This is a genomic window from Cellulosimicrobium sp. NPDC057862 (genome assembly GCF_042797035.1).
Taxonomy (GTDB): domain Bacteria; phylum Actinomycetota; class Actinomycetes; order Actinomycetales; family Cellulomonadaceae; genus Cellulosimicrobium.
Window position 1 is genome coordinate 588,643 of the sequence record NZ_JBHVMH010000002.1, and the last position, 14,263, is coordinate 602,905.

At 76.2% G+C, this 14,263-nt stretch carries 10 protein-coding genes; 8 read left to right on the forward strand and 2 right to left on the reverse strand.

What is annotated here, in order from left to right; all coding sequences use genetic code 11:
* The first annotated feature begins 314 nt into the window (after positions 1 to 314).
* From ACFVN3_RS05250 to ACFVN3_RS05280, 7 genes are all read left to right on the forward strand, one after another.
* On the forward strand, positions 315 to 4,292 hold the full coding sequence (locus tag ACFVN3_RS05250; RefSeq protein WP_378231258.1) for a discoidin domain-containing protein: 3,978 nt from the start codon (positions 315 to 317) through the stop codon (positions 4,290 to 4,292).
* Positions 4,293 to 4,490: 198 nt separating this feature from the next.
* Positions 4,491 to 5,975: an efflux RND transporter periplasmic adaptor subunit gene (locus ACFVN3_RS05255; protein ID WP_378231260.1), complete on the forward strand. Its 1,485-nt coding sequence runs from the start codon at positions 4,491 to 4,493 to the stop codon at positions 5,973 to 5,975.
* Positions 5,972 to 6,721, forward strand: coding sequence for an ABC transporter ATP-binding protein (locus tag ACFVN3_RS05260; protein WP_378231262.1), 750 nt, complete (start codon positions 5,972 to 5,974; stop codon positions 6,719 to 6,721). Before ACFVN3_RS05255 ends, ACFVN3_RS05260 begins: the two co-directional genes overlap by 4 nt.
* Positions 6,718 to 7,935, forward strand: a complete 1,218-nt coding sequence (locus ACFVN3_RS05265; protein WP_378231265.1) for an ABC transporter permease — start codon at positions 6,718 to 6,720, stop codon at positions 7,933 to 7,935. The genes ACFVN3_RS05260 and ACFVN3_RS05265 overlap by 4 nt, the downstream gene beginning before the upstream one ends.
* 43 nt (positions 7,936 to 7,978) lie before the next feature.
* Positions 7,979 to 9,001, forward strand: a complete 1,023-nt coding sequence (locus ACFVN3_RS05270; protein ID WP_378231268.1) for a hypothetical protein — start codon at positions 7,979 to 7,981, stop codon at positions 8,999 to 9,001.
* A complete protein-coding gene (locus ACFVN3_RS05275) occupies positions 8,994 to 11,027 on the forward strand; it encodes an HlyD family efflux transporter periplasmic adaptor subunit (RefSeq protein WP_378231270.1) in 2,034 nt (677 codons plus the stop codon). Before ACFVN3_RS05270 ends, ACFVN3_RS05275 begins: the two co-directional genes overlap by 8 nt.
* Positions 11,028 to 11,184: 157 nt before the next feature.
* Entirely contained in the window at positions 11,185 to 11,898 is a 714-nt protein-coding gene (locus ACFVN3_RS05280) for an anaerobic ribonucleoside-triphosphate reductase activating protein (protein ID WP_378231272.1), read from the forward strand.
* Positions 11,899 to 11,943: 45 nt separating this feature from the next.
* Here the strand turns inward: ACFVN3_RS05280 and ACFVN3_RS05285 are convergent, their stop codons facing one another.
* A complete protein-coding gene (locus tag ACFVN3_RS05285) occupies positions 11,944 to 12,567 on the reverse strand; it encodes a GyrI-like domain-containing protein (RefSeq protein WP_378231274.1) in 624 nt (207 codons plus the stop codon).
* Positions 12,568 to 12,698: 131 nt separating this feature from the next.
* On the opposite strand from ACFVN3_RS05285, the gene ACFVN3_RS05290 reads away from it, so the two are divergent.
* Complete coding sequence (locus ACFVN3_RS05290; protein ID WP_378231276.1) at positions 12,699 to 13,154, forward strand: hypothetical protein; 456 nt, start codon at positions 12,699 to 12,701, stop codon at positions 13,152 to 13,154.
* Between the two features lie 42 nt (positions 13,155 to 13,196).
* On the opposite strand, the gene ACFVN3_RS05295 is transcribed toward ACFVN3_RS05290, so the two are convergent.
* Entirely contained in the window at positions 13,197 to 14,228 is a 1,032-nt protein-coding gene (locus ACFVN3_RS05295; protein WP_378231278.1) for an alpha/beta fold hydrolase, read from the reverse strand.
* Positions 14,229 to 14,263 lie beyond the last annotated feature (35 nt).

Here is a 14,263-nt window from a genome sequence, read left to right on the forward strand (position 1 = left end):
CGACGACCGACCGGGCGAAGTCCGCGGCTCTCCCTTCACTCCCGGGGGATCGCCGCCTATACTCCATTCGACAGCGCTGTCAGGTGGCCTCGCGCCACAGCGTGCGACGCCGCACCACCGAGAGGAACGCACCCGTGAGCACCCCCCGCTCCGCCTGAGCAGCGCCCCCCGACCCGCGCGGGGGCGCCGGTCGTCCGACCCTGGACCGACGCTCCCCGCGCGAACCCCGCACCACCCCCACGCACCCCGCCCGCACCCGTACCACCCGCCCGAGCACCAGCACCGTTGCCGCTCGACGACGCCCGGAGGCCCCCATGACCCGTCCGCCCGCCCCACCGCCAGGACGGCGCGCACGCCGCCGCGCCACCGCCGCCGTCGCGCTCGCGACCGCCGGGGCCCTGCTGCTCACGCCCGCGGTCGCGCAGGGAGCGCCGTCGGCCGCCTCGCCTGCCGCCACGGCGACGCTCGACGCCGCCCCCGCGTTCGGCGCCCCCGACGCGACGGCCGCCGACTACTACGGCGCGCTGCTGCGCCACACCCGCTGGGTCGAGTCCGTCTGGGACGAGCCCGCCGGGGTGTACCAGCTCAAGGACTTCAACTTCGCCGTCGTGCTGGGCAACGCGGTGCTCCTGACCCACGGTCAGTACGACGCGGAGCTCGCGGGCGTCTCCGAGGAGACGCTCCGCGCGCACACGCTCGCCACGATCCGGCACTACGCGGCGACCAACCGGTTCGTCGACCCGACGGCGGGCACGTGGGGCAAGAGGCTGTTCTGGGACTCGACGTTCCAGTCGTACTTCCTCGCGGCCGGGACCCTCCTGTGGGACGAGCTCGACGCGACGACGCAGGCGAACCTCACCACCATCGCGACGAGCCAGTCGTCGTACACGGCCGACCTCGACTTCGGCAAGGACCCGCTCTCGGGCTCCTGGACCGCCGACTGGCCGACGGGCAAGCACGAGGGCGACACCGCGCAGGAGGAGGTCGGCGTCTACACGCAGGCCCTCGCGCCCGGCCTCGCCTGGGCGCCCGACGACCCCGACGCCGCACGCTGGGCCGAGCAGCTCGGCGACTGGGGCCGCAGCGCCGCGGGCCAGCCGACGGCCGACCGCAACAACCCGGCCGTCGTCGCGGGCAAGCCCGTGTCGACCAACACGATGCAGACCATCCACGACACCTACCTCGTGGAGAACCACGGGTCGTTCGGCCCGCACTACCAGTCCGACATCTGGCGGTCCGGCGGGCGCAACGCGATCCACTTCCTGCTGCGCGACGAGCCGCTGCCGGAGATCCTCACGCACCAGCCCAACTCGGCGGAGCTGTGGGAGTCGATCAAGCTCGTCATGTCCGACGCGGGCGAGCCGTTCATGCCGATGGTCGCGGACCGCGAGTTCCTCTACGGCCGCGACGCCATCCCCATGGCGTTCCTCGGCCAGGTGCTGCGCGACCCCGACGCCGCGCGCGCCGAGGCGAACCTCGCCGCCGCGCTCGCGGACTACCAGTCCTACGCGCCGGTCTACCGGCTCGCGAAGTTCTCGGGCGAGCCCAAGTACGAGCCCGAGGCGCGCGCGGAGATCGCCATCTCCTACCTCCTGCACGTCGAGGCCGCCGAGTCCCCCGAGGGCCCGGTCGAGCCGACGCCGCAGGACGATTTCTTCGAGCGCCTCGCCGGGGTGCGCGACTTCGGTGCCGGCCCTGGCCTGACGGTCCAGCAGACCGCGGACGCCTGGGCCGCGGCGTCGAGCCGCAAGGGCTTCGTCAAGTTCCCGTGGGTCCCGTCGCACGACTCGTGGCTCTTCCACGTCTCGGGCTCGACCCCGTACCTCTACCCCACCACCGGCGCGACCGTCGACGAGCGGCACGTGACGACCTACACGGAGCCGCGCGACGGCTTCGAGGGCACGTCGTCGGTGTTCCGCGTCGGTAGCGGCTACGCGGGCCAGGTGACGCTCCCGACCGGGGCCGCCGTCTACGCGTCGACCGGCGCCGGCACGGAGGACGCGAGCCTGTCCGTCCGCAACCTCGACATGAACGGCTACTCCGGGCTCGACGGGTCGCGCACCTACACGACCGCCGAGGGCGAGACCACCGCGACGCTGCCCGTCACCCGGCCCGCCGACCCGGCGGACGCCAAGGCCGCGCGCGTCGACGACCTCACGTTCGCGCCCGTCACGGCGCGGTACGTGCGGCTCCTCGGCCAGCAGGGCCACCCGCAGTACGGCTACTCGATGTTCGCGTTCCACGCCTACGGCGCGGACGAGGGGTCGGCGACCGACCTCGCGGCCGGCAAGGTCGCGACGGCGTCGAGCCAGGACGTCGCGGGCGGCCGCCAGGCCGCGCGCGTCACGGACGGCAACCCGTCGACCCGCTGGGCCGTCGCGGTCGGCGAGCGCATGCGGCCCGACTCGTGGATCCAGGTCGACCTCGGCGAGGAGACCACCGTCGGCGGCGTCCGGTTCGCCTGGGAGGCGAGCGCGGGCGCGCGGTACCTCGTCCAGACGTCGACCGACGGCCAGACCTGGACCACCGCGACCGCCTACGGCAAGGCCCCGGCGGACGTGAACGTCGCGCGCCTCGACACCGTGGACCTCACGCCCGAGGGTGCGGACGAGCCCGCGCCGGTCACCACGCGCTACGTCCGCATGCAGGGCGTGCGCGGTGACGCGGCGTACGGCTACTCGCTCTACCACCTGCGCGCGTTCTCCCCGACGGGTGCCGACGTCGCCGCGGGCAAGCCGGCCTCGGCGTCGAGCGCCAACGGGTCGAACCCCGCGAGCGCCGTGACCGACGGCTCGGCCACGACCCGCTGGGCCGTGTCGGTCGCGGACCGTACGAAGCCCGACTCGTGGGTCCAGGTCGATCTCGGGGCGCCCACCGCGGTGAGCCAGGTACAGCTCGGCTGGGAGGTCGCCGCGGGCCAGGAGTACCGCGTCCAGACGTCTCTCGACGGGCAGACGTGGCACGACGCCGCGTCGTTCCGGTACACGGGCGACCAGGTGCTGCGCAGCGAGGGCGACTGGCTCAACGTGGAGGGCGAGGCCGGGTTCGTCGTACGCGGCTCGGACGCGCCCGTGACCGTGTCGCGCGCGAGCGACACGCGGCACGTCGTGCGGCTCACGGACGGCGCGACCGGCCCCCGGCTCGTCGAGATGGTCCCGGGCGACGCCGCGGCGACCGCCGCGCAGGCCGGGGCCCGCGTGCCCACGGCCGAGGACCCGGCGGTGCTCGTGAGCGCCGTCGACGAGTACGTCGTGGCGTTCAACCTCACGGGCGCGGACGTCGCGACGACGCTCACCGTCCCGCACGACGGCGGGGCCGTCCCTGTCTACGCGGGCACGCAGACCGTCGGGGCGGACGCCTCGACGATCGCGGTCACCGTCCCCGCGGGCGACGCGGTCGTCCTCGCGCCGCGCGCGACGGTCGCCACGCCTGCCGGGCAGACCCCCGCCGGGGTCACGGTCGCCGTCGCCGACGCCCGCTCGTTCCGCGTGAGCGGCGACGGCACGCCGGTCGAGCTGCGCCACGCCGAGACGGGCGCGACCCGCACGGTCGGGGCGACGCCGTCGGGCACGCGGGTCATGTTCCGGGACGCGACGCCGTTCCCGGTCGCGGACCGCGCGCTGAGCACCCTCACGTTCCCCGCGTCGGTGCTGCCCGAGGGCATGACGTCGCCCTCGCTCGCCGTGGACGGCGACGCCGCCACGACGTGGGTCCCCGGACCGGACGGCCGCATGGTCACCGACCTGGGCACGCCGCGCGAGATCGGCACCGTCGTCGCCGCGTGGGAGCGCGGCGGGGCGCCGGAGTCGGTCGTCTCCGTGAGCGACGACGGCCTGACCTTCACCGACGTCGGCACGATCGGCGCCGGTGACGTCCGCGGCACGCTCGCCGTCGACCGCACGGCCCGGTACGTCGCGCTGAGCACGTCGTGGCAGGACGGCGACCCGGGGCTCACCGCGCTGCGGGTGCTCGCGCCCGGCGCGGCCGACCCGACGTCGCCGGCCGCCGTCGCCGTCACCGCGACGGCGGAGGTCCGGTGCCTCGGCGGTAAGCCGTACGTCGCGGTGCGGGTCGTGAACGACGACGACGCGCGCCTCGACGTCGAGGTCGCCACGCCGTGGGGCTCGAAGAGCTTCCCGTCGGTGGCCCCCGGCAAGAACGCGTACCAGTCCTTCGCCGTGCGCGGCGACGCCACGGACGGTCCCGTGACCGTCACCGCCGCGCCGACCGACGACGCCGACGAGCGCGAGACCGTCGCGACGCCGGAGCACGGCCAGCCGACCTGCGGCTGACCCACGGCCGGCCCACCCCGAACCCGGGGTCGCTCCCCGATCCACCTCCGGATCGAGGAGCGACCCCGGGTTCGGCCATGTCGAGGACCACGTGCTCATAGCCTGCGCACAGCCCCGCGCTACGTTCGCCCCACCCTGCGTCCCTAGCCTCCCGATCGACCGCCGCCGACCCGGTGGCACCGAGCCAGGGAGACGAGGGTGCTGCAGCAACGCGCACGGTCGTCCGCGACCGCACCGAGGGGGACCTCCCCCGACCACCCGCCCGGCACCTCGGCGGGCACCGACCCCGGGCCGGCGCCCGGTCCCGGCGATGGCACGACGCCGGACGAGGGCACCGTCGGCACACGCCGCGAGCGCCTCGCGCGTCGGCTCCGCGGCCCGCGCCCGCGCCGTCGCGCGCTCGTCGTCGGCGCGGTCGCCCTCGTCGTCGTCGCCGCGCTCGTTGTGTACCTCACGGTCCTGCGGCCCCGTGCGTCGTCGGCCCAGGAGGCGGGCGCCGCGCAGCCCGTCACCGCGCAGGCGACCACGGCCACGTTCGAGCAGACCGTGACGACCACGGGCACGCTCACCCCGAGCGTCCAGGAGGACGTCTCGTTCGCGGCGGCGGGCACCGTGCTGACGGTCGAGGTCGCCGCGGGCGACACGGTCGAGGCGGGCCAGACGCTCGCCACCCTCGACACCCTCCAGCTCGACGCCGCGCTCGCGCAGGCGAACGCCGACCTCGCGCAGGCGCAGGCCGACCTCGCCGACGCGCAGGAGTCGGACGACGGCAGCGACGCCGCCGGGGCCGCGGTCGAGGCGCGCGAGTCCGCCGTCGCGGTCGCGCAGCAGGCGTACGACGACGCCGACGCGGCGATGGCCGACGCGACCCTCGCTGCCCCGGCCGCCGGTCTCGTGACGTCGGTCGGCGTCGCCGTCGGCGACACCGTCGGCTCGACGGGCTCGTCCGCGTCGACCGGGTCGGGCTCGCCCGGCGGCACCGGCACGGTGCCCGGGGCGTCGACCGGCGGGTCCGGCAGCAGCGCGTCGTCGGGCTCGTCCGACACCGCCGCCTTCACGATCGTGGGCACCGACGCGTGGACCGTCGACGTGAGCGTGGGCGAGGCCGACGTCGCGGCGATCGAGACGGGCGACCAGGTCGAGATGACCTCGGACGACCTCGCCGACACCGTGTTCGGCACGGTGAGCGAGATCGGTCGCCTGCCGTCCACGACCCAGGGCGCGGTCGCGTACCCGGTCTCGATCACCGTCACCGGCAGCCCCGAAGGTCTGTACGACGGTGTGAGCGTCGACGTCTCGATCGTCACCGAGCGCCGCACCGACGTGCTCTCCGTCCCCGCCGCCGCGGTCTCGACGAACGACGACGGTGGGTCCGTGGTCACGCTCGTGGCCGACGACGGTTCCACCTCCGAGCAGGTCGTCGAGACGGGCGAGACGTCGGGCCAGTCCGTCGAGATCGTCTCGGGCCTCGCCGAGGGCGACACCGTGCAGTACACGGCGTTCACGCCCGGCGCGGGCCGAGGGCAGGTCGGCGAGCAGGGCGGCACGGGCGGGCAGGGGTTCCCCGAGGGCTTCGACCCGTCCCAGCTTCCGATGGGCGGGCAGGGCGGCGGACAGGGCTTCCCCGAGGGGTTCGACCCGTCCCAGATGGGCGCCCGTCCCGGCCAGGGCGGGAACTCGTGACCGCGGCGGCGGCCACCGCCGTCGGGCTCGCGGCCCGGGACACGACGCCGGGGCCCGCGCCCGTCATCGACCTGCGCGGCGCGCGCAAGACCTACCGCACGGGCGACCTCGAGTTCGAGGCGCTGCGCGGCGTCGACCTGCGGATCGAGCGCGGCGAGTACGTGGCGATCGTCGGGCCGTCCGGCTCGGGCAAGTCGACGCTCATGAACGTGCTCGGCTGCCTCGACACGCTCACCTCGGGCACGTACCGGCTCGCGGGCGACGACGTGGCCGACATGGACGAGACCGACCTCGCGAGCGTGCGCAACGAGCAGATCGGGTTCGTGTTCCAGCAGTTCAACCTGCTGCCGTCGCTGTCGGCGCTGCGCAACGTCGAGCTCCCGCTCGTCTACCGGGGCGTCGCCCCGGCGGAGCGCCGCGACCGGGCCGCGGAGGCGCTCGCGCGCGTCGGGCTCGCCGACCGCACGGCGAACCGCCCCGGCCAGCTCTCGGGCGGACAGCAGCAGCGCGTCGCGGTCGCGCGGGCGCTCGTCGGCGAGCCGGCGCTCGTCCTCGCGGACGAGCCGACGGGCAACCTCGACTCGCGCTCCACGGCGGACGTGCTCGACCTCCTCGACGCCCTGCACGCGCAGGGCCGCACGATCGTCCTCATCACGCACGAGCACGAGGTCGCGCAGCGGTCCCGGCGGGTCGTGCGCGTGCTCGACGGCCTCGTGACGTCGGACGAGCGGGTGGTCGCGGCATGAGCTGGACCGAGACCGCCGCCACGGCGTGGCACGCGATCCGCGCGCACACGATGCGCTCGCTCCTCACGGTGCTCGGCATCCTCATCGGGATCGCCGCCGTGATCCTCACGGTCGGGCTCGGGCTCGGGACGCAGAAGGACGTGTCCGAGGACATCAGCGCGCTCGGGTCGAACCTGCTCATCGTCACGCCCGGGTCGTCGACCGACTCGTCAGGGCTGCGGGGCGGGTTCGGCTCCGCCTCCACCCTCACCGTGGCCGACGCCGAGGCGCTCGCCTCGGACGTGGCCGTGCCCGACGTCGCGGCGGTCGCCGCGGAGAAGGAGTCGTCCCAGTCGCTCGAGGCGGGCGACGCCAACTGGACCACGACCGTCGCGGGCGTCACGGGCGACTGGCTCGAGGTGCGCTCACGCGAGCTCGCGTCCGGGGAGTTCGTCGACCCCGCGTCGACCGACGAGGTCGTCCTGGGTCCCGAGACGGCGACCGAGCTGTTCGGCCGGGCGGACGTCGTCGGCCGCACGGTGAGCATCGCCGGGACGACGTTCGACGTCGTCGGCGTGCTCGAGGCGGCCGGGTCGAGCGCGTCGACCAACCTCGACGACACGGCGGTCGTGTCCCTCACGGCGATGACGTCGGCCGTCACGGGCGGCACCGACACGTCGGTCAGCACCATCTACCTCAAGGCGACCGACACCGACGCGATCTCCGCGGCCCACCAGGAGGCCGAGTCCCTGCTCCTCGCGCTGCACGGCGCGAGCAGCGCGGACGCGGCCGACTTCACGATCGACTCCCAGGACTCGCTCGTGTCCACGGCGACGTCGGTCTACCGCACCCTGACCGTCCTGCTCGCGGGCGTCGCGGGCCTGTCCCTGCTCGTCGGCGGCATCGGCGTCATGAACATCATGCTCGTGTCCGTCACGGAGCGGACGCGCGAGATCGGCCTGCGCAAGGCGCTCGGTGCCCCACCCGGCGCCATCCGCCGCCAGTTCCTCACGGAGGCGTCGATCCTCGGCGTCACCGGCGGTCTCGTCGGTGCGCTCCTCGGCGTCGTCGCCGCGCTCACGCTCCCCGCCGCCCTGGGCTCGTCGATCGTCGTCTCGCCCCTCGCGGTCGGCGGCTCGATCGCCGTCGCGCTCGCCATCGGGCTCGTGTTCGGCGTCTACCCCGCCGTGCGGGCCGCGCGCCTCGCGCCCATCGACGCGCTGCGGAGCGAGTGACCGCGTGCCCGCAGCGCCCCACCTTCCCGAACCGGAGACTCCCATGACCCCGCGCACCACCGCTCCCCCTCTCCCCCGCCCCACCGCCGACCCCGTGCCTGGCCGCGTACCCGTCGGCGCGTCCCGGCGACGCTCGCGCGCCGCGCTCGTCGCGACGGGCGCCGTCGGGCTCGCCCTCGCCCTCACGGCCTGCTCGGCCTCCGGCGCCGCGACCCCCGATCCCGCGACGTCCTCCTCGTCCGCCGAGGACGGCGCACCCGACGACGCCGTCCCGGGCGGTGGCGGTCGCACGCCCGGCGTCTCGGGCGAGGTCGCCGCCGTCGACGGCACGACGGCGCAGGTCCAGGACGGCGAGTCCCAGACCGCGGTCTCGTGGTCTGACGGCACGACCGTCACCGTGACCGTGGACGGCACGCTCGCCGACGTGGCCGTCGGGTCGTGCGTCGTGGTCCTGACCGGCACCCCGGGCGCCGCGCCCGGTGGCGAGAGCGACGACACGACCGAGGACGCGGCGGTCGCGACCGTGTCCGTGAGCGATCCGGTCGACGGCGAGTGCGCCGGCGGCCTGGGAGGCGCCGTCGCAGGCGGCGGGTTCCCCGGCGGCGAGCGCCCCGACGGGGCGCCGAGCGACCTGCCCACCGACCTTCCCGAGCGGCCGGACGGCGCACCGACCGACGCGCCGTCCGGCGCACCCGACGGCGAGGGGCGCCCGGGTGGCGGCTTCGGTGGCCTGACGACGGGACTCGTCACCGCCGTCGACGGCGCCACGATCACGGTGCGCACGACCACGCCGGAGGGCAAGAGCGGCGAGGAGACCGTGACGGTCGACGACGCGACCGCCTACACGGTCCAGCGCGCCGGGTCGGGCGACGACGTCGTCGTCGGGCAGTGCGTCAGCGCGCAGGGCGAGAGCGGGGACGACGGCACACTCACCGCGACGAGCCTGACCCTCTCCGTGCCGGGCGACGACGGCTGCACGAGCGGCTTCCCCGGGGGCTTCCCCGGCGGTCGCGACGGCCAGGAGCGGGGCCAGGGCGACCGGGGTGCCGGTGGTAGCGATGCGTGACGCGGTCGTCCGTCGGCGTCGCCGGTCACGGCGCCACCGGCTCGTCGCGGCGGGCGTGGCGGTCGCGGTGGTGGGCGTGGGCGGTGCCGCCTACGCGCTGCGTCCCGCGGACGCCCAGTACCGCACCGCGACCGTCGCGACGGGCGACGTCGCGCAGCAGGTGTCCACGAGCGCCACGGTCGCGTCGGCGGCCCGCGCGGACGCGACGTTCGGCACGTCGGGGACGGTCGCGACCGTCGCCGTCGCGGCGGGCGACCGCGTCGAGGCGGGCGACGTCCTCGCGACCCTGGACGCCGACGACCTCCAGGACGCGGTCGACGACGCGCGGCAGACGCTCGCCGACGCGCAGCAGGTGCTGGCGGACGACCTCGAGGCACAGGCGTCGGGCACCTCGTCGAGCGCGTCGTCGAGCACCTCGTCGAGCACCTCGTCGACGAGCGCCGCGTCCGGCGCGTCCGGTACCGGGGGCGTCGGCGCGAGCTCTGCCGCGGGCTCCGCGGTCCTGGTCGTCGGCACCACGAGCACCGGCGAGACGCGTGCCGTGGCCGTGGACGCGAGCAGCGCCGCCGCGGCCGAGCGGGCCGTCGTCGCCGCGCGCGACGCGCTCGCCGCCGCGCAGGCGGACGTGCAGGCGGCGCAGGACGCCCTGCTCGCCGGGTACGCGTCCGTCGAGGACGCGGTGCTCGCCGGCACGACGGCGCTCGGCGCCTCGGGAGCGGCCGTCGAGGCTGCCACGGGCGACCAGGGCGCGTGCGCCGTCGTCCTCGGTGCCGACGCCGGTGCGGCGGCCACCGCCGACGACCTCGCCGCGTGCGCCGCGGCGGTCGTCGCCGCGCAGGAGGCGCTGGTCGCTACCGACGCCGCCCAGCGGACGACGGGCACCGCGCAGGGCGTGCTCGTCGACCTCGTCGCCGACCTCGACGACACCGTCGCCACGCTCGGCGAGCGGTCCGCCGCGCTCGACGCCGCGGTCCGGGCCCTCCTCGACGCGCAGGAGGCCGGGGCCGGCGGCAGCGGCGGGACCGGGGGCTCAGGGGGCTCCGGCTCGGGCGGCTCCGCGACGACGCCCGGCCCGGGCACCGCCGCGCCGTCGGGGGGCGCCTCCGGGGCACCCTCGGGCGGGACGTCCGGCGCGGCGCCGGGAGGTGCGTCGGGCGGCTCGTCGGGCGGCTCGTCGGGCGGCGACGACCAACCCTCCGCGGGCTCCGCGCCGTCGGGAAGCGGTGCCGCCGGGCGCGCGACCTCGTCGGGAACCGTCACGGCCGAGCGCATCCTCGCCGACCGCGCCGCCGTGACGGTCGCGGAGCGGCAGGTGGACGTCGCGGAGGCCGCCGCCGCCGCGGGGACGCTCACCGCACCGATCGCCGGGACCGTGGCGCAGGTCGACGTGGCCGCCGGGACGTCGGTCGGCACGAGCGACGTCGCGGTGACGATCCTCGGAGACGGCGGGTACGTGCTGTCGTCCACGCTCGACCTCGCGGACGTGAAGGTCGTGTCGGTCGGGCAGGCCGTCACGGCGACCGTCCCGGCGACCGGCGCCGAGTACACGGGGACCGTGAGCAGCATCGCGGTGCTCAGCGACTCCCAGACCTCGACCCCGTCCTACGCGGCGACCGTCGCGCTCGACCGGGTCGACGGCGAGCTGCCGGAGGGGGCGTCCGCGGCCGCCACCATCGCCGTCGCCGACGTGGACGACGTGCTCGTCGTGCCCACGTCCGCCGTGGCGGCCGACGGGTCGGCGCGCACGGTCCGGGTGCTCGACGGCGCCGACGTCCGCACCGTGACCGTGACGACGGGCGCCGTCGGGCCGGAGCTCACCGAGATCACGGACGGTCTCTCGGCCGGCGACGAGGTCGTGCTCGCGGACCTCGCCCAGCAGCTCGTCCAGGACGACGACGAGTCGTCGGGGCTGACCGGGCTGGGCTCGGACGGCTCGGACGCGCGCGGGGACGTCCCCGGCGGGGGCTTCCCCGGCGGCGGGTTCCCGCAGGGCGGGGGCGGGTTCGGCGGTCCGCCGTCGGGTTGAGCGCCCCGGCCGGGACCACCGTCGTGCGCCGGGCAGGTCGGGACCTTCGACCGGTCCGGTGCACCGGGCGGCGGCGCTACGTTCGAGGTCCTGGCAGCGCGGCGGGCACCCCGACCCGTCGGACTCCCGGGCAGTCGTGCGTCGGAAGGAGCCGCCGATGACCCGCCCCGGCCTCGTGGTCGCCGGAGTGAACCGGTTGTCCGTCACGGACTGGCCCGGGCGGCGGGTCGCCACGGTCCTCACGCAAGGCTGCCCGTGGCACTGCGGGTACTGCCACCACCCGGGCCTGTGCGCGGTCGCGGCCCACGGGTCGCCGCCGCCCGGTGACGCGGTCCCGTGGTCCGAGGTCGTCGCGTTCCTCGCCCCGCGCCGTCGGCTGCTCGACGGCGTCGTGTTCTCGGGCGGCGAGCCGACGCTCCACCCCGGTCTGCTCGGCGCGATCGACGACGTGCGCGGCCTCGGCCTCGACGTCGGGCTGCACACCGCCGGCCCCTGGCCCGCGCGGCTCGCGCGGCTCCTGCCGTTCGTGGACTGGGTGGGCCTCGACATCAAGCACCTGCCCTCGCGCTACCCCGTCGTCACCGGGACGATCCCGTCCGGGCGCCGCGCGTTCGAGGCGCTGACGGTGCTGCTGCGCTCCGGCGTCGACCACGAGGTGCGCACCACGGTCGACCCGAGCGTGCACTCCCGCACCGAGCTCCTCGCGCTCGGCACGCACCTGCGTCGCCTCGGCGTGCGCGAGTGGGTGCTCCAGGAGGCCATGCCCGACGGCGCGTCCACCGCCTGGGCGCGCACGCTCGCGGGCCGCCGCCTCACCGACGTGCTCGACGACACCGACCTCGCCTGGGCACGCCGCCGCTCGGCCGCGTGAGGGCCGGGCCGTCGGCAGGTCGTCGGCGGGTCGCCGAGTCGAGGGTCAGGCCGGGCGGACGGGCTGGCGCAGCACCGTGCGCAGCCTCGCCGGGTCCGTGCGGCGCACGTCGCTCAGGTAGATCTCGTGGTGCGGCCCGGCGAACGTGAGCCCGTGCTCGGGCAGGTAGACGTCGTGCAGCTCCGCGAGCACCGGGCCCTCGTCGTCGTACGACCCGACGTGCAGCGTCTGCACCGACCGGCCCTCGGTGAGGCTCGTGCGCCGCACGAGGTCGAGCGCGGCCGGGGCGTCCTTCTTCGCGCGGACCGTCTCCGTGGCCACGACGACGAGGTCCTCGTCCACCCAGTCGGGCTGGAGCACCAGCAGCGTCCAGCGCCACGCGTCCTTCTCCCGCCGCACGAACGTGCCCGGGTCCTCGGCCGCCCACAGGCCCTCCAGCGGCCCGACGACGTAGTCGCGCCCCTCCCGCTTGCTCGCGAACTTCACCGCGTAGGAGACGGAGAAGAGCGCCTCGACCGCCGCCGCGTAGGCGGGCGAGGTGTTCGGGTCGCCCTCGCCGTCGACCGCCAGGTAGGCGAGCGTCGGCACGTCCACCTCGACGAACCGTCCCCGCGGCGGGGCGTACAGCTCGCGGTACTGCGCCTTGAGGTCCACCTTGTCCGAGGGCATGGCCCGACGCTACCCGCCGCCCCCGACGACGGCCCGCCCGCGCCTCACGTGGCCCGTCCGGCCCACCGCGCGGCGACCACCCGGCGTGGACGGCGCTGGCGCCCCCGTCCGGGGACTGGTATCCACACGGTGTGACCGCCTCGCCGCCCCCGTACCCGCAGCAGGACCCCCGCGCCGCGTACCCTCCGGCGCGCCCCGCCCCGGGGCCGCCCCCGCCCGGACACCCCGGACACCCGCGCCAGGGATACCCGCAGCCGGGATCGCCGCACGCGGGCTACCCTCCGCTGCCGACCCTCCCGCCGGCGGCGTTCACGCGCCGGTACCGGACGACCGCGTGGACGCTGATCTGGGTGCCCGTCGTGCTCATGGTCGCGGCGGCGGTCCTCAGCATCGTCCTCCTCGCGTACGCCGACAGCGACCCGTCGCAGAACTCCGCCGCGGGCTACCTGGCGATCGTCGTCTGGGCCGTCATGCTCGTCGGCGGGCCCGTGCTGCTCGGCGCGTTCATCCCGGGCTGCGTGATGCTCTCCCGCTCGAACCGGGCGCGTGCCCTCACGCGGGCCACGGGCTACGTGCCGCCCGCCTGACGCGGGGTCGCGCTCGTCCCGGTGACCGGGACGACGACCCGCTCAGGCCCCGCGGCGCGCGAGGTCGTGCTCGACCGGCTCGTGGGGGTGCACGGGCGTCACGTAGTCCACGACGGCGCGCACGACCCCGGGGTCGCGCAACAGGCGGTGGTGCCCGAGCCCCTCGGTCGTGAGGAGCTCGCCCTCGGGCCAGGCCGCGGCGAGCGCTGCGCCGACCGGGTACGGGACCTCCTTGTCCGCCCGGTCGTGCACGACGAGCGCGGGCGGGACCGGGTGGGTCCGCAGGGTGTCGCGCACGTCCAGCTCGGCCAGTGGCCGACCGGCGACGTCGGAGAGCAGACTGCAGAGCAGCTCGCGGGTCGGGCGCGAGAGCCCGAGCAGGTCGGCGAACCCGTCGAGCTCGCCCAGCACGTCGGCGATCGCCGCGACGAGCACGAGCCGTTCCGCGGGCAGCCCGTCGCGGACCGCGAGGACGGTCGTCGCGGTGCCGAGCGAGTGCGCGACGACGGCCGTCGCGTCGCCGTGCTCCCGCACCACCGCGGCGAGGGCGTCCGCGAGCTCGGGCATCGTGCTGCGCCGCGGACCGAGACGGCCGGGACCCGCATCGCCGTGGCTCGGCGCGTCGAAGGCGACGACGCGGTAGCCGGCAGCCCGGAGGGGCTCGACGAACGCGCCGAGCTGGCCGCGCCACCCGCCCCACCCGTGGGCCAGGTAGACGACGCCTGCCTCGGCGAGAGAGCCGGTCGCCGTCGGGCCACCGTCACGGCCCGTCCGCTCCTCGGAGCCGGCTCCGGCCGCGGCCCACGTCTCGACGACGACGCGTGACCCGGCGCCGGTCGTCACCGTGGTGAGCGTGCCGGGGGTCGTGCGGTCGTCCCGACGTCGCCCGGCGCCGTCGGGCGGGGTGCACCACAGGTCGAGCGCGAGGCGCGCGGCCCGGCGCGGCGAGACCGCCTGGAATGCGGCGAGGCGTGCGCGGACGAGCGTGAGCTGGAGAGCGGCCTTGCGACGTCGTGCCGCACGACGACGATCGGCACGAACGGTCGTGCTTTTCTTCGAGCCTGAGACGCCCACGGGAGGTTCCTCTCGGTCGGTGGTGCAGACGGTTG